Genomic DNA, 13790 nt, shown 5'->3' with positions numbered 1-13790 from the left:
ATTGCACGAGTTCACGACCAGGACGAACGACATCGATTTCCGACAAACGGAAATGAAGTCAATTGATTGGCTCAATTGATTAAAGTGATGTCTCAAGAAGAGGTCACAAGCCCGGGCGCAGGGGCCCAGGAGGGAGGGGGTGCGAGAGCCGACCTGTAAGCCGGGTTCTGTCGAGGACAGTCATTCCTCTGGGACAACCATCGCTGATTGCCTCTAGCGACCTACCCGAATCCAGCGCGGGCCACGCCTATGGATTCCTATTTGGTCTTGCTCCAGGTGGGGTTTACCTAGCCACGAACTGTTGCCAGCCGTGCGGTGCGCTCTTACCGCACCTTTTCACCCTTACCGGCGCTTGCGCGCTTAGGCGGTTATTTTCTGTGGCACTTTCCGTAGGCTCACGCCTCCCAGGCGTTACCTGGCACCTCGCCCTATGGAGCCCGGACTTTCCTCCCTCGCAACCCTTGCGGATCACGACAGCGACTGCCCGGTCGGCTCTCGCGGCGCAAGGGTATAGAGACTGGGGGCGGATAACAAGGAAAGATGCCCACTAATTCGCCCTACTCGCCCTTGCGCTCCAGCGCCAGCTGATAGAGCAGATTCTTGCGCGCGCCGGTGATCTGGGCGGCCAGGGCGGCGGCGCGCTTGATCGGCAGCTCGGCCAGCAGCAGATCGAGGATGCGCAGGGTCTCGGCATCGACCTCGGCGTCCTCGGTCGCCGCCCAACCGGCCACCAGCAGCACGCACTCGCCGCGCTGCTGATCCAGATCCGCGCGGATCCAGGCCAGCAGCTCGCCAGCGGGCAAGCCGCGCAGGGTCTCGAAGGTCTTGGTCAATTCGCGACCCAGCACGATGTGCCGTTCAGGCCCGAAGGTGCTCACCATGTCGGCCACGCAATCCTCAAGCCGATGGGGCGCCTCGTAGAAGATCAGGGTGCGCGGGTCTTCGCGCAGGGCCGCCAGGCGCCCCTGCCGGCCCACCGCCTTGGCGGGCAGGAAGCCTTCGAAGCTGAAGCGATCCGAGGGCAGCCCGGCTGCCGACAGCGCCGCGATCAGCGCGCAGGCGCCCGGTATCGGCGAGACCTTGATGCCCTGGGCGCGCGCTGCCCGTACCAGATGGAAACCCGGATCGGAAATCAGCGGCGTGCCCGCATCGGAGATCAGGGCCACATCGTCCCCCGCCAGCAGCCGGGTGATGAAGCGGCCACCGGCATCGCGTTCGTTGTGGTCGTGGCAGGCCGCGAGGGGCGTCTCGATGCCGAAATGGCGCAGCAGGCGCGCCGAATGACGGGTGTCTTCGGCGGCGATCAGGGCCACGTCGCGCAGCACCTTGAGCGCGCGGGTGGTGATGTCGTCCAGGTTGCCGATGGGCGTGGCAACCACATAAAGAGTACCCGGCGAAATCATGATGAAACCTGACGGACTGGAAATAGCCCAACAGTGTACGCCGCTCTCGCCCTCGGCGTTCGCAGCGCTTGGGTGCTGTGAGACAATCGCCCCCTTTCCAGACATTTGCTCAGGAACCACAGCATGAAGTTCCGCCTGCGTCCGCTGCTCTGCGCCACCGCCTTCGCCCTGCTCGCCGCCTGCAGCAGCTCGCCCGTCAACAACTCCCTCGGCGACCTGCCCCAGCCCAGCCAGGCCAGCATCGAGCAACTGCTGAACCAGGCCGGCTCCAGTCAGTCCGAGCAGGCCAATCTGCTGCGCCTGACCGCCGCCGACAAGGCCTATGCCCAGCAGAACTCCCGCGAAGCGCGGCAGATCCTGGGCTCCATCAATCTCGAAGGCCTCAAGCCGGCCCAGCAGATGTTCGCCCAGACCCTGCTGGCCCAGCTCGACCTGCTCGACAAGCAGCCGGCGCAGGCCGTCAAGCGCTTCGACCATCCGAGTTTCGCCCAGCTGGGCGAATTGCCGGCCCAGCAGCAGATCCGCAGCGGCCTGACCAAGGCCGATGCCCAGGCCGCCAACGGCCAGCCGCTCGCCGCCGCCCAGGAGCGGATCTTTCTCGGTCCGCTGCTGGACGGCGATGCCGCCCACGACAATCGCGAGCAGATCTGGCAACTGATCACCAGCCTGCCGGATGCGCAACTGCGCCAGAGCGTGAAGGACGCCGATCTCAATGGCTGGCTGGCGCTGGCCGCCATCACCCGCGGCAACCTGGCGCTGGATCAGCAGCTGGCCGCCATCGAGGACTGGCAGAAGCAGCACCCCGGTCATCCCGCCGCGCGCAACCTGCCCGATGATCTGGAGCGCCTGAAGACCCTGGCGCGGGAACCGCTCAATCGCGTCGCCCTGCTGCTGCCCCTGCAGGGTCAGCTCGCCGGCGTCTCCCGCGCGCTGCAGGACGGCTTCATGGCCGCCCGCTACGAAGCCCTGGCCGCCGGCCAGAGTGCGCCGGCCGTGACCGTCTACGACAGCACCCAGATGGGCTCGCTGGACGCCTTCTACCGCCAGGCCCAGGCCGCCGGTATCCAGCTGGTAGTGGGTCCGCTGGAGAAGAACTTCGTCAAGCAGCTCGGCGATCGCCCGCAGCTGCCGATCAACACCCTGGCGCTGAACTATGGCGACAGCCAGGGCGCTCAGCCGCCGCAACTCTTCCAGTTCGGCCTGGCCGCCGAGGACGAGGCCCGCGAAGCCGCGCGCCGCGCCTGGGCCGATGGCAAGCGCAGTGCCGGCGCCATGGTGCCCCAGGGTGACTGGGGTGCCCGCGTGCTGGCTGCCTTCCAGAACGAGTGGCAGCAACTGGGCGGTCGCCTGGTCGCCGCCGAGCGCATCGGCCAGCCGGTCGAGATCGCCAATCGCATCAGCAGCCTGCTGCAGATGCGCCAGGGCATGGACTTCATCTTCCTCGCCTCGACCCCGGCCCAGGCCCGCCAGATCAAGCCGATCCTGGTCTACCAGAACGCCCGCGATCTGCCGGTGTACGCCACCTCCAACCTCAACAGCGGGGTCAATGAACCCGGCGTGAACCAGGACCTCAACGGCATCCTGTTCTGCGAAACGCCCTGGCTGCTCGACCCGAGCAATCCGTTGCGCGCCAAGATCACCGCCCAGTGGCCCCAGGCCGGCACCAGCATCGGTCGCCTCTACGCCATGGGCGCCGACGCCTACCTGCTGGCGCTGCACCTGCAGCAGCTCAAGGCCCTGCCCAACTCCGAGCTGCCCGGCCTGTCCGGCAACCTGAGCGTGGCGCCCGATCAGCGCGTGGTGCGTCACCTGCCCTGGGCGGAATTCCGCAACGGCGTGGCCCAGCCGCTGCCGGCCAGCAATGCGCCGCTGCCCACCACCAGCGTGCCGGCCTCGCTCAGCACCCCGTGAAGCAGGCGCCGCACCTCCAGTGCGGCCGGCAGGCCGAGGATCGCGCGCTGCAGTTCCTGCAGACGCGCGGTCTGCACCTGCTGGACCGCAACTGGCGCTGGCAGGGTGGCGAGCTCGATCTGGTCATGCTCGACGGCGATACAGTAGTATTCGTCGAGGTACGCGCCCGCAGGCATACCGCCTGGGGCGGCGCCGCGGAAAGCATAGATGCCCGCAAGCGGCAGCGACTGGTCAACAGCGCCGCCCTCTTTCTGCAATCCGAAGCGCGCTGGGCCAAGCGGCCTTGTCGTTTCGACGTGATCGCGATCGGCCCCGGGGCCGACGCATCCCCTCAGGCACTCGAATGGATCAAACAGGCCTTCGACGCCTGAGGCCCTCTACAGCACAGGTCAAAGATATCGCGATGGACACCCACGCCCGCATCCAGAAACTCTTCCGGGACAGCATCGAAACCAAGCGTCAGGCCATGGAAGTCCTGATTCCGCATATCGATCTGGCCAGCCAGGTCATGGTTGCGGCCCTGCTCAACGAAGGCAAGATTCTCACCTGTGGCAACGGCGGTTCCGCCGGCGATGCCCAGCACTTCTCCTCGGAACTGCTGAATCGCTTCGAGCGCGAGCGTCCCAGCCTGCCGGCCCTGGCCCTGACCACCGACACCTCGACGCTGACCTCCATCGCCAACGACTACAGCTACAACGAGGTGTTCTCCAAGCAAATCCGGGCCCTGGGTCAGCCGGGCGACATCCTCCTGGCCATCTCCACCAGCGGCAACTCGGCCAACGTGATCCAGGCGATCCAGGCCGCCCACGACCGCGAGATGACCGTGGTCGCTCTCACCGGCCGCGACGGCGGTGGCATGGCCTCCCTGCTGCTGCCCGAAGACGTCGAGATCCGCGTGCCGGCCAAGGTCACCGCCCGCATCCAGGAAGTGCACCTGCTGGTGATCCACTGCCTGTGCGACCAGATCGATCAGCAACTGTTTGGAAGCGAAGAATGAAGAAGGCTCCTCTGCTCGCCATCCTGGCGCTGTCCTTTGCGGTCGCCGGCTGCAGCAACGTGGTCACCGCCAGCCGCGACAAGCCCATCGACGACAACCGCGGCACCCGTACCCTGGGCAGCACCGTGGACGATGCCCTGATCGAGACCAAGGCCTCGGTCAACATCTCCAAGGCCAATGCTGATCTCGCCAGCTCGCACATCGTGGTGGTGAGCTACAACGGCGTGGTGCTGATCGCTGGCCAGACGCCGCGGGCCGATCTCAAGGCCCAGGCCGAACAGGCCGTGCGCAGCGTGCAGCGGGTCAAGACCGTCCACAACGAATTGCAGGTGACCGGCAACTCCTCGCTGCTGGCGCGCAGCAACGATTCCTGGCTGACCACCCGCATCAAGACCCAGATGTTCGCCGACGAGGACATCCCCGGCTCGCGCATCAAGGTGGTCACCGAAAACGGCATCGTCTACCTCCTGGGCCTGGTAACCCAGCAGGAAGCCGCCCACGCCGTGCAGCTGATCCAGAGCGTCTCGGGCGTGCAGCGCATCGTCAAGCTGTTCGAATACATCAACTGATCCCTATTCGCCGGCCAACAAAAAGCCCCGCCAGTGCGGGGCTTTTTGTTGCTGTGCCAGGCGCCTCAGGCGGCCTGCCACTCGCGCTCGGCTTCGTCGCGGGTCTTGACCAGGCGCACCTGGCTGCCTTCCACGGACTGGACCCAGCTCAGCGGGATGTAGTGGTGCTTGCCCTGGGCATCCTGATCGCGCTTGGTCAGCTTGATGCGATCGGCGCCTTCCATATGGTCGACGGTGCCCACGTGCTGGCCGTCCGAACCGACGACTTCCGCATGCTCTTTGATCTGGGTTGCATCTACCATGGTCGTTCTCCGGCAGGTTAAGAAAAAGGAGGCGCCTCTCTGAGTGCCTGCAGGATAGGAGGCGCAAGACGCCGTCTGGGTTCGGCCTGTGCCGACGAAAGGCCATCATGGCGGTCAGAAGCCCACGACCTGTGAAGAGGATCCCTCGATGAGCGATGAGCCAAGCAAGCTGACCCGTTCCAAGGAACGCTGGGCCCAGGAGGGCCGTTTCCTCACCGGCCAGGGCGCCCGTCCGGAAAGCGAGCGGTTGCCGCCCGGCCAGCATCGCGTTAGCAACTGGCCGGTCCTGGATCTGGGGGTGCGGCCGGAGGTCAGCCGGGAGCGCTGGCAACTGGCGGTGACCGGCGCAGTGCGCAGGACGCTGCGCTGGAACTGGGAGACCTTCGCGGCGCGGGCGACCAGCCAGGCCGTCAGCGACATGCACTGCGTCACCACCTGGTCACGCTATGACAATCATTGGATCGGCCTGCCGGTAAGCGAATTGCTCGACGAAGTGCAGCCGCGGGACGAGGCGACCCATGTGCTCCTGCACAGCTACGACGGCTACATCACCAACCTGCCTCTTACGGATTTCGCCGTACCGGGTGCCATGCTGGTCCACAGCTGGGAGGGTCAGCCGCTGACCACCGAGCACGGCGGGCCGGTGCGGGCAATGATCCCGCACCTCTATCTGTGGAAGAGCGCCAAATGGCTCAGGCGCATCGACTTCCGGGTCGGCGACACGCCGGGCTTCTGGGAAATGCGCGGCTATCACGACCGCGGCGACCCCTGGCAGGAACAGCGCTACGCCGACGACGCCTGAGGGCGTCTCAACGCGCCGCCGGAGCCAGCTGCAGCTCCACCGGATCGCCGGGATTGAGGCTGCGGATACGGAATTCGTCGCGCGAGAGGCTGAGGATTTCCGTGGGATAGGTGATGCCTTCCTCGATCAGGTTCAGGCCCTTCTCGGTGCGCGTCCAGCGGCCCAGGGAGGGCTGGCTGCTCGGCGAGGCCATCACCAGGGTGCCATCGCTGAGAAAGACGTAGAGCATTCCCGGCTCGATGCTGTTGCTGGTCTTGATCTGCCAGACCTTGTTGACGAAGCCTTCCTGGGCACTGCCCTGCTTGTCGCCACCGCCCTGACCGTAGCCGATCAACCCGGCCACGACACAGAGCGCACCTATCACCAGCACCACCACGCGCCAGTAACGACGCGCCTTGTCTTGCAAACTCATGTCACTCCTTGGGTGTTCTTGAGGCTGGCCAGGTAGGTGCCCAGCGGGGGGCGCTCCTGGAAATAGCCATGCAGTCCGGCAAAGATGGAATCGGCCAGCTGCTTCTGGTGGCGACTGTCGAGTAGGCGTCGGCAATCGCGATCATTGGAAATGAAGCCCGTCTCGACCAGGATCGAGGGGATGTCGGGCGATTTGAGCACAGCGAAGCCCGCCTGCTCCACTCGTTTCTGGTGCAGGTTGGTGATGCTCGACAATTGCCCCAGCACCTTGTGGCCCAGGTCCAGGCTCGACGAGATGGTGGCGTTCATCGACATGTCCAGCAGCACGCCGGCGAGCATGGGGTCGCGGCCCTTGAGAATCTCGTTGGCGCCGATCAGGTCGACGTTGTTCTCGCTGTCGGCCAGGAAGCGCGCCGTGGTGGAGGTCGCGCCCCGCTCCGACAGGGCATAGACCGAGGCACCGTAGGCGGTGCGGCGTGGCGCGGCATCGGCATGCACCGAGACGAACATGTCGGCGTTGTAGCTGCGGGCGACCTCGACGCGCTTGCGCAGCGGCACGAAGAAGTCGTCGTTGCGCACCAGCTTGGCCTTGAAGCCCTTCTGCAGATTGATCCGCCGCGCCAGATTCTGCGCCACGATCAGGGCGATGTCCTTTTCCCGATCACCGCGCGCGCTCAGCGCTCCCGGGTCCTTGCCGCCGTGACCGGCATCGACCACCACCATGATGTCGCGACCCGTGGCCAGGCCCTTGCCGCGCTTGACCTCCAGCGGCGGCTCGGCGTCGACCGGCTTGCGCGCGGCCACCGCCGGCGCCCCGGCCCGCTTGAGATCCAGCACCAGGCGATTGGCCGCGCCTTCGCCCGGACCGAGGATGAAGCTCTCCACCTCCACCGGATGGGCCAGTTCCAGCACCACCCGGGTGTCCTGGGCGCCGTAGTGGGCGCTGCGCACGGCGCGCACCGGCGACCCCTGCAGGGCGAGATGATTGAGTACCGCCGGCGCCTGGGTATCGGCGAGATCGAGAATGATGCGGTCCGGCGCGACCAGGGTGAAGGTCTTGTAGCGGACCGGCCCGGTGAGATCGAACACCAGGCGGAGCTTGTCGGCATCCTGCCAGGCCCGGGCACCCTTGAGTTGCTGCCGGGCGGCGAACGCCGGCAACCCGACGGGCAAGGTCATGCCAGCCAGGATCAGATTGAGCAGACGACGGCGATTCATGAGGTCCTCGCGAGAAACGAGAAACGGCTGGGAAGTTACAACATAACGCTAAAGATCGCCTGCCGCCCGGCCCCTGTCAACTGCCGTTCGGACAAAATAATCCTTAAAAAACGGGGGCATAGCGTTCGTTTGCAGAATCAGCTTTAGATACAGTCACTTGCCGTCGCCAGTGGGTGATCCGTCAAAGCGGCAAACGGCGAGAAGTGCGACGGAGAGCGAATTTATCGGCGCCGCCATCGTCGAAGTGTCAGGCACTTCCGCCTTTGAAGGGATCACACCATGAACAAGAAGATTGCAGTCGCGACCGCCCTGCTGGCTGGCACCGTGCTGGCGGGCTGCGCCTCGGTAAAGAACACCGCCGACTACACCGTGGGCCGCGTCGAATTTCGCGAGCAACCCCTGGTGAAGCAGGTGGACAAGGGCATGAGCAAGGCTGACGTGCTGCGCATCGGCGGTACCCCGTCGAGCACCTATACCCGCAAGTACCGCCCCGGCACCTGCAACAACTATGTGCTCAACAAGGACGGCAAGGAGCAGGTCTATTCGATCGGCTTCGATAGCATGAACCGCGTCGACAGCAAGGACTTCGAAACCTGCGAAAGCGCCGACCGCGCCTGAGCCGGGCACTGACCGGCCAGCCAGGCCGGGTGTCCTGAATGACGCTGGCGGCGTCTGATGGACAGGATGGGCGAGCGGCAGCACCATGGGCCCTCGCCATCCCCGACCGCTGCGCCAACCTCCTGCACTGTGGATCGACGCAGGCGCGGCCAGCGCCGCCAGGCTCTACCCATCGTTCCAAGGAATTCAGGCATGTCCAGACGTCACCTCATACTCACAGCTGCGGTGCTTTCCCTGACTGGCTGCGGTGGCTATGACTACAGTTGCGATGCGGCCAAGACCGCCGAGCTGGTCCGTCAGCAATACGCCCAGACCATCAACGAGATCTATGCGGACGACATCGCCGCCGGCCAGCCCGCGCTGGAAGCCGGCCAGGTCTCGCTGGTCGACATCAAGACCCAGGAAGAACCCTCGGACAGCGGCGAAGCGGGCTTCTATACCTGCAACGCGACCGTCGAGGCCACCTGGCCCAAGGCCGCCCTCGAACGCCTGGCGCCAGCCGCCGCCCAGCTGGCCAGCGTCGGCGCCATCCTCGAGAACGGTCACCTGCGCCATGCGCTGAGCTACGAATCCTCGCTGGAAGGCAGCGACCAGCAGCGCGTCGACATCACCCTGCCCGAAGCCGTGGACCTGAGTCTCAAGACCCTGGCCGGCCAGGAGCCCATGGACGAATACCTGGAAGACGCCCCCGACGGCGAACAGGAAGCGCCCTGATCCGTCCGGCGCCGGCCTGCTGTGCAGTGCTGGCGCCCGGGTGTATGATCCAGACTCCCCTCCGCCAGCATCCTCCGGCGGGTTCGTGAGCCCTGGCACCCCCTGTGGAGATCCCGCATGGCGTTGCCGCCCTCCGGCCCGGCAACCGTCACTCCGCGTTTGCACCGTGCCTCGTCTGCGCTCACGATGACCAGAACCGTGATCTAGAAAGCCGCCTCGGAGAGACGCTTCATGCCTGACTATCGCTCGAAAACCTCCACCCAGGGCCGCAACATGGCTGGCGCCCGGGCGCTCTGGCGCGCCACCGGGATGAAGGACGAAGACTTCAAGAAGCCCATCATCGCCATCGCCAACTCCTTTACCCAGTTCGTGCCGGGGCACGTCCACCTCAAGGATCTCGGCCAGCTGGTCGCCCGCGAGATCGAGAAGGCCGGCGGCGTGGCCAAGGAATTCAACACCATCGCCGTGGACGACGGCATCGCCATGGGCCACGACGGCATGCTCTATTCGCTGCCCAGTCGCGAGATCATCGCCGACGCCGTGGAATACATGGTCAATGCCCACTGCGCCGATGCCCTGGTGTGCATCTCCAACTGCGACAAGATCACCCCCGGAATGCTGATGGCCGCCCTGCGCCTGAACATCCCGGTGGTCTTCGTTTCCGGCGGTCCCATGGAAGCCGGCAAGACCAAGCTGGCCAGCCACGGCCTGGACCTGGTGGACGCCATGGTCATCGCCGCCGACAGTTCGGCCAGCGACGAGAAGGTCGCCGAATACGAACGCAGCGCCTGCCCCACCTGTGGCAGCTGCTCGGGCATGTTCACCGCCAACTCCATGAACTGCCTGGTCGAGGCCCTCGGCCTGGCCCTGCCCGGCAACGGCTCGACCCTGGCCACCCACGCCGACCGCAAGGAGCTGTTCCTGCAGGCCGGCCGCACCATCGTCGAGCTGTGCCGCCGCTACTACCAGGAGAACGATGAGTCGGCGCTGCCGCGCAACATCGCCTCCTATGCGGCCTTCGAGAACGCCATGACCTTGGACATCGCCATGGGCGGCTCGACCAACACCATCCTGCACCTGCTGGCCGCGGCCCAGGAAGCCGAGGTGGACTTCGACCTGCGCAACATCGATGCCCTGTCGCGCAAGGTGCCGCAGCTGTGCAAGGTGGCGCCGAACATCCAGAAGTACCACATGGAAGACGTGCACCGCGCCGGGGGGATCTTCAGCATCCTGGGCGAACTGGCCCGTGGCGGACTGCTGCATACCGACCTGCCCACCGTGCACAGCCGGACCCTGGGCGAAGCCATCGAGCACTGGGACATCACCCTGACCCAGGACGAGGCGGTGAAGACCTTCTTCCGCGCCGGTCCGGCCGGCATCCCGACCCAGGAAGCCTTCAGCCAGGCGACCCGCTATGACAGCCTGGACGCCGACCGCACCGAGGGCTGCATCCGTTCGGTCGCCCATGCCTATTCCCAGGAAGGCGGTCTGGCCGTGCTCTACGGCAACATCGCCCTGGATGGCTGCGTGGTGAAGACCGCCGGCGTGGATGAATCCATCCATGTGTTCGAAGGCAATGCCAAGGTGTTCGAGAGCCAGGACGCCGCCGTGCGTGGCATCCTCGCCGACGAGGTCAAGGCCGGCGACATCGTCATCATCCGCTACGAAGGGCCCAAGGGCGGCCCGGGCATGCAGGAGATGCTCTACCCCACCAGCTACCTGAAGTCCAAGGGCCTGGGCAAGCAGTGCGCCCTGCTCACCGACGGCCGCTTCTCCGGCGGCACCTCAGGCCTGTCGATCGGCCATGCCTCGCCGGAAGCGGCAGCGGGTGGCGCCATCGGCCTGGTGCGCGACGGCGACAAGGTGCTCATCGACATCCCCCAGCGCAGCATCAACCTGCTGGTGAGCGACGAAGAGCTGTCCCACCGCCGCATCGAGCAGGACAAGCTGGGCTGGAAGCCGGCACAACCCCGTGCCCGCCGCGTGACCACTGCACTCAAGGCCTATGCCCTGCTGGCCACCAGCGCCGACAAGGGCGGCGTGCGCGACAAAGCCCTGCTGGGCTGATTCGTGCCCTCCGGGCGACGGCATCCGTCGTCGCCCGGACGCTCCGCCCCACCTTCCCTCCCGCTCTATTCCGCCCTTCCGCTTGCGCTCCTTTCTCTGCGCTTCGCCTGTCGCTTCTTCAGCAGGAGAAGTCCTCGCCATGACCCCATTCCAGAGGGGTTCCACAGTTGCTTGGCTTGCTATTTTTGTAGAAGCACAGCTTGTGATTCAGCTCACACATCGCTGTAATCGAGCCGCTAGGCCGTTGAGTGATCAAAGGCTACCCTCCGTCTGCCGCTGAATTGATTCAGCGATAAGTTTGTAGTCAGGTTGGGTTCCAATGGTCACACCTATGTCGATCTTCCGCTGGAGCACGGCGGGTCAGGTGCAGGCCAGGCACTGAGTTACACAACAACAATAAATAGGGAACATAAATGAATAAGAAAAAGGCTATGCCCTTGGCCAGGGTTTCGGTCGCGTCCTTGATGAGCACTCTTCTGCTGATTCCTGCGGCTAACGCCCTGGAAACCACCGGTTACTTCCGTACCGGCCTCGGTGATTCCTCCGGTTCCGACTCCATGCGCTGCTTCAAGCTGCAGGGTGCCCAGTCCAAGTACCGTCTGGGCAACGAGTGCGAGCAGTACGGCGAGCTGGCGCTGAAGCAGAATGTCTTCAATCTGGACGACGGCTCGGCAATCGGCGTCTATGGCATGGGCAGCTTCTTCAACAGGTACGATCGCACCCCGACCTTCAATGGCGACAACGGCGAGATCCGCGCGGTCCAGGCCTATGCCTACTGGAACAACATCGCCGCGCTGAACGGCGGCAACCTCTGGGCCGGTCGCCGTTACTACAAGCGTAACGATATCCACATCTCCGACTTCTTTTACTGGAACCAGAGCGCCACCGGCGGTGGTATCGAGGACGTCAACATCGGCGGCCTCAAGTACAGCCTGGCCTTCTCGCGCAAGGACAACCAGAACCAGAAGGACTTCCAGAACCGCATCGACTTCAACGTCGCCGGCTTCAACACCAACCCCAATGGCTCGCTGGAAATCGGCGTCAGCTACCTAGACAAGCCCAGCAACCAGCCCAATGCCAACAGTGGTGTCGCGGTGACGCTGCAGCACAAGCAGGCCAACTTCATGGGCTGGGGTGGCGTGAACACCTTTGCCGTGCAGCGCGGCCAGGGTCCGGGCACCGCCCTGGGCAGCACCGGCGATCCCACCCTGAGCAGCGCCGACGTCTCCTATCGCGTCGTCGACTACTTCGACTGGCAGATCAGCCGTTACTGGGGTGGCCAGATCGCCGCGGTCTACCAGAAGGACGAGCGTCCCAATGGCAACGACCTGCGCTGGACCTCGCTGGGTGGCCGTCTGGTCTACGGCATCAGCGACCAGTTCAAGTTCTCCACCGAACTGGGTCATGACCAGGTGCAGGCCCCGGGTGGTACCCGCAAGCTGACCAAGCTGACGCTGGCACCCACCTGGTCGCCCAAGGGTCCGGAATTCAAGTCGCGTCCCGAATTCCGCCTGTTCTACACCTATGCCGCCTGGAACCGGGCAGCCCAGCAGGCGGCCGATGAATTCGACGCCGGCTCCGCGCTGTCGAGCACCGGTACCTTCGGCAACGATCTGCACGGCTCCAACGTCGGCTTCCAGATCGAGCAGTGGTGGTAACAGCTCCACGGCGACCGACGCGCTGTCGGTCGCCTTCCCGTCTCTGAACCCGAGCGCACAACAATGAAAAGAACCGTCTCCCTTGCGTCCTTCGCCGGTTGCCTGTTGGCCGCCGCCCTGGCCAGTGGCACCGCCCAGGCAGCCCCCGTGTCCGCCTGCCTCATCACCAAGACCGATACCAATCCCTTCTTCGTGAAGATGAAGGAAGGTGCCACCGCCAAGGCCAAGGAGCTGGGGGTGACGCTCAAGGCCTACGCCGGCAAGATCGACGGCGACAGCGAAAGCCAGGTGGCCGCCATCGAGACCTGCATCGCCGATGGCGCCAAGGGCATCCTCATCACCGCCTCCGACACCAAGGGCATCGTGCCCAATCTGCAGAAGGCCCGCGAAGCCGGCCTGCTGGTGATCGCCCTGGATACCCCGCTGGATCCGGTGAGCGCCGCCGACATGACCTTCGCCACCGACAACCTGCTGGCCGGCAAGCTGATCGGCCAGTGGGCGCGGGAAACCCTGGGTGACAAGGCCAAGGACGCGCGGGTGGCCTTTCTCGACCTGAACGCCTCCCAGCCCTCGGTGGACGTCCTGCGCGACCAGGGCTTCATGCTCGGCTTCGGCATCGACCCCAAGGATCAGAGCCGCATCGGCGACGAGACCGATCCGCGCATCGTCGGCCACGACGTGACCAACGGCAACGAAGAAGGCGGCCGCGCCGCGATGGAGAATCTGCTGCAGAAGGATCCGACCATCAACGTGGTGCACACCATCAATGAGCCGGCCGCCGCCGGCGCCTACGAGGCGCTCAAGGCCGTGGGTCGCGAGAAGGACGTGCTGATCGTGTCCATCGACGGCGGTTGCCCGGGCGTGCACAACGTCGCCGACGGCGTCATCGGCGCCACCTCCCAGCAGTACCCGCTGCAGATGGCGGCCCTGGGCATCGAGGCGATCAAGACCTTTGCCGACACCGGCAAGAAGCCGACCCCGACCGAGGGCAAGAGCTTCGTCGACACCGGCGTGAAGCTGGTGACGGACAAGCCGGTCCCCGGCATCCAGTCCATCGACAGCAAGACCGCCCTGCAGAAATGCTGGGGCTGATGGCCCCTCGTCTACGCTAGAGGAGACC

14 protein-coding genes and 1 other RNA gene are annotated in these 13790 nt (G+C 65.2%); 10 read left to right on the top strand and 5 right to left on the bottom strand.

What is annotated here, in order from left to right:
* Positions 1 to 140: 140 nt before the first annotated feature.
* Positions 141 to 496, bottom strand: an RNA gene (rnpB, locus tag PSK12I2_RS24440) — RNase P RNA component class A.
* Positions 497 to 557: 61 nt separating this feature from the next.
* Positions 558 to 1403, bottom strand: coding sequence for a 16S rRNA (cytidine(1402)-2'-O)-methyltransferase (gene rsmI / locus PSK12I2_RS0123175; protein WP_051398790.1), 846 nt, complete (start codon positions 1401 to 1403; stop codon positions 558 to 560).
* Between the two features lie 123 nt (positions 1404 to 1526).
* Between rsmI and PSK12I2_RS0123170 the strand changes: the two genes are divergently transcribed.
* Genes PSK12I2_RS0123170 through PSK12I2_RS0123155 form a run of 4 tightly spaced genes read left to right on the top strand, consistent with a single transcriptional unit; the run spans position 1527 to position 4880 of the window.
* Entirely contained in the window at positions 1527 to 3314 is a 1788-nt protein-coding gene (locus PSK12I2_RS0123170) for a penicillin-binding protein activator (RefSeq protein WP_027600265.1), read from the top strand.
* Positions 3311 to 3685: a YraN family protein gene (locus PSK12I2_RS0123165; protein WP_027600264.1), complete on the top strand. Its 375-nt coding sequence runs from the start codon at positions 3311 to 3313 to the stop codon at positions 3683 to 3685. Before PSK12I2_RS0123170 ends, PSK12I2_RS0123165 begins: the two co-directional genes overlap by 4 nt.
* 32 nt (positions 3686 to 3717) lie before the next feature.
* Entirely contained in the window at positions 3718 to 4311 is a 594-nt protein-coding gene (locus PSK12I2_RS0123160) for a phosphoheptose isomerase (protein WP_007162067.1), read from the top strand.
* Complete coding sequence (locus PSK12I2_RS0123155) at positions 4308 to 4880, top strand: BON domain-containing protein (protein ID WP_007162068.1); 573 nt, start codon at positions 4308 to 4310, stop codon at positions 4878 to 4880. The genes PSK12I2_RS0123160 and PSK12I2_RS0123155 overlap by 4 nt, the downstream gene beginning before the upstream one ends.
* Before the next feature lie 65 nt (positions 4881 to 4945).
* On the opposite strand, the gene PSK12I2_RS0123150 is transcribed toward PSK12I2_RS0123155, so the two are convergent.
* A complete protein-coding gene (locus tag PSK12I2_RS0123150; protein ID WP_027600263.1) occupies positions 4946 to 5182 on the bottom strand; it encodes a DUF2171 domain-containing protein in 237 nt (78 codons plus the stop codon).
* A 148-nt stretch (positions 5183 to 5330) separates the two neighbouring features.
* Between PSK12I2_RS0123150 and PSK12I2_RS0123145 the strand changes: the two genes are divergently transcribed.
* Positions 5331 to 5984, top strand: coding sequence for a sulfite oxidase-like oxidoreductase (locus PSK12I2_RS0123145; RefSeq protein ID WP_027600262.1), 654 nt, complete (start codon positions 5331 to 5333; stop codon positions 5982 to 5984).
* Positions 5985 to 5991: 7 nt separating this feature from the next.
* On the opposite strand, the gene PSK12I2_RS0123140 is transcribed toward PSK12I2_RS0123145, so the two are convergent.
* Together PSK12I2_RS0123140 and PSK12I2_RS0123135 are read right to left on the bottom strand one after the other, a co-directional pair.
* Entirely contained in the window at positions 5992 to 6396 is a 405-nt protein-coding gene (locus PSK12I2_RS0123140) for a hypothetical protein (protein WP_007162071.1), read from the bottom strand.
* Entirely contained in the window at positions 6393 to 7613 is a 1221-nt protein-coding gene (locus PSK12I2_RS0123135; protein ID WP_007162072.1) for an N-acetylmuramoyl-L-alanine amidase, read from the bottom strand. Before PSK12I2_RS0123135 ends, PSK12I2_RS0123140 begins: the two co-directional genes overlap by 4 nt.
* A 279-nt stretch (positions 7614 to 7892) precedes the next feature.
* Here PSK12I2_RS0123135 and osmE point away from each other — a divergent pair, with 279 nt between their 5' ends.
* The 5 genes from osmE (at position 7893) to PSK12I2_RS0123110 (ending at position 13762) form a co-directional block, all read left to right on the top strand.
* Positions 7893 to 8231, top strand: a complete 339-nt coding sequence (gene osmE, locus PSK12I2_RS0123130) for an osmotically-inducible lipoprotein OsmE (protein WP_007162073.1) — start codon at positions 7893 to 7895, stop codon at positions 8229 to 8231.
* 192 nt (positions 8232 to 8423) lie between these two features.
* Positions 8424 to 8945, top strand: coding sequence for a hypothetical protein (locus PSK12I2_RS0123125; protein ID WP_007162074.1), 522 nt, complete (start codon positions 8424 to 8426; stop codon positions 8943 to 8945).
* A 231-nt stretch (positions 8946 to 9176) separates the two neighbouring features.
* A complete protein-coding gene (gene ilvD / locus PSK12I2_RS0123120) occupies positions 9177 to 11012 on the top strand; it encodes a dihydroxy-acid dehydratase (protein WP_027600261.1) in 1836 nt (611 codons plus the stop codon).
* A 464-nt stretch (positions 11013 to 11476) separates the two neighbouring features.
* Positions 11477 to 12670, top strand: coding sequence for a carbohydrate porin (locus PSK12I2_RS0123115; RefSeq protein ID WP_037008057.1), 1194 nt, complete (start codon positions 11477 to 11479; stop codon positions 12668 to 12670).
* A gap of 63 nt (positions 12671 to 12733) precedes the next feature.
* Positions 12734 to 13762, top strand: a complete 1029-nt coding sequence (locus PSK12I2_RS0123110; RefSeq protein ID WP_007162077.1) for a sugar ABC transporter substrate-binding protein — start codon at positions 12734 to 12736, stop codon at positions 13760 to 13762.
* The last annotated feature ends 28 nt before the right edge of the window (positions 13763 to 13790 follow it).

The organism is Pseudomonas sp. MOIL14HWK12:I2 (genome assembly GCF_000510745.1).
In the GTDB taxonomy this organism is placed as follows: Bacteria; Pseudomonadota; Gammaproteobacteria; order Pseudomonadales; family Pseudomonadaceae; genus Chryseomonas; species Chryseomonas oryzihabitans.
This window is presented reverse-complemented; position numbering and strand designations above follow the sequence as displayed.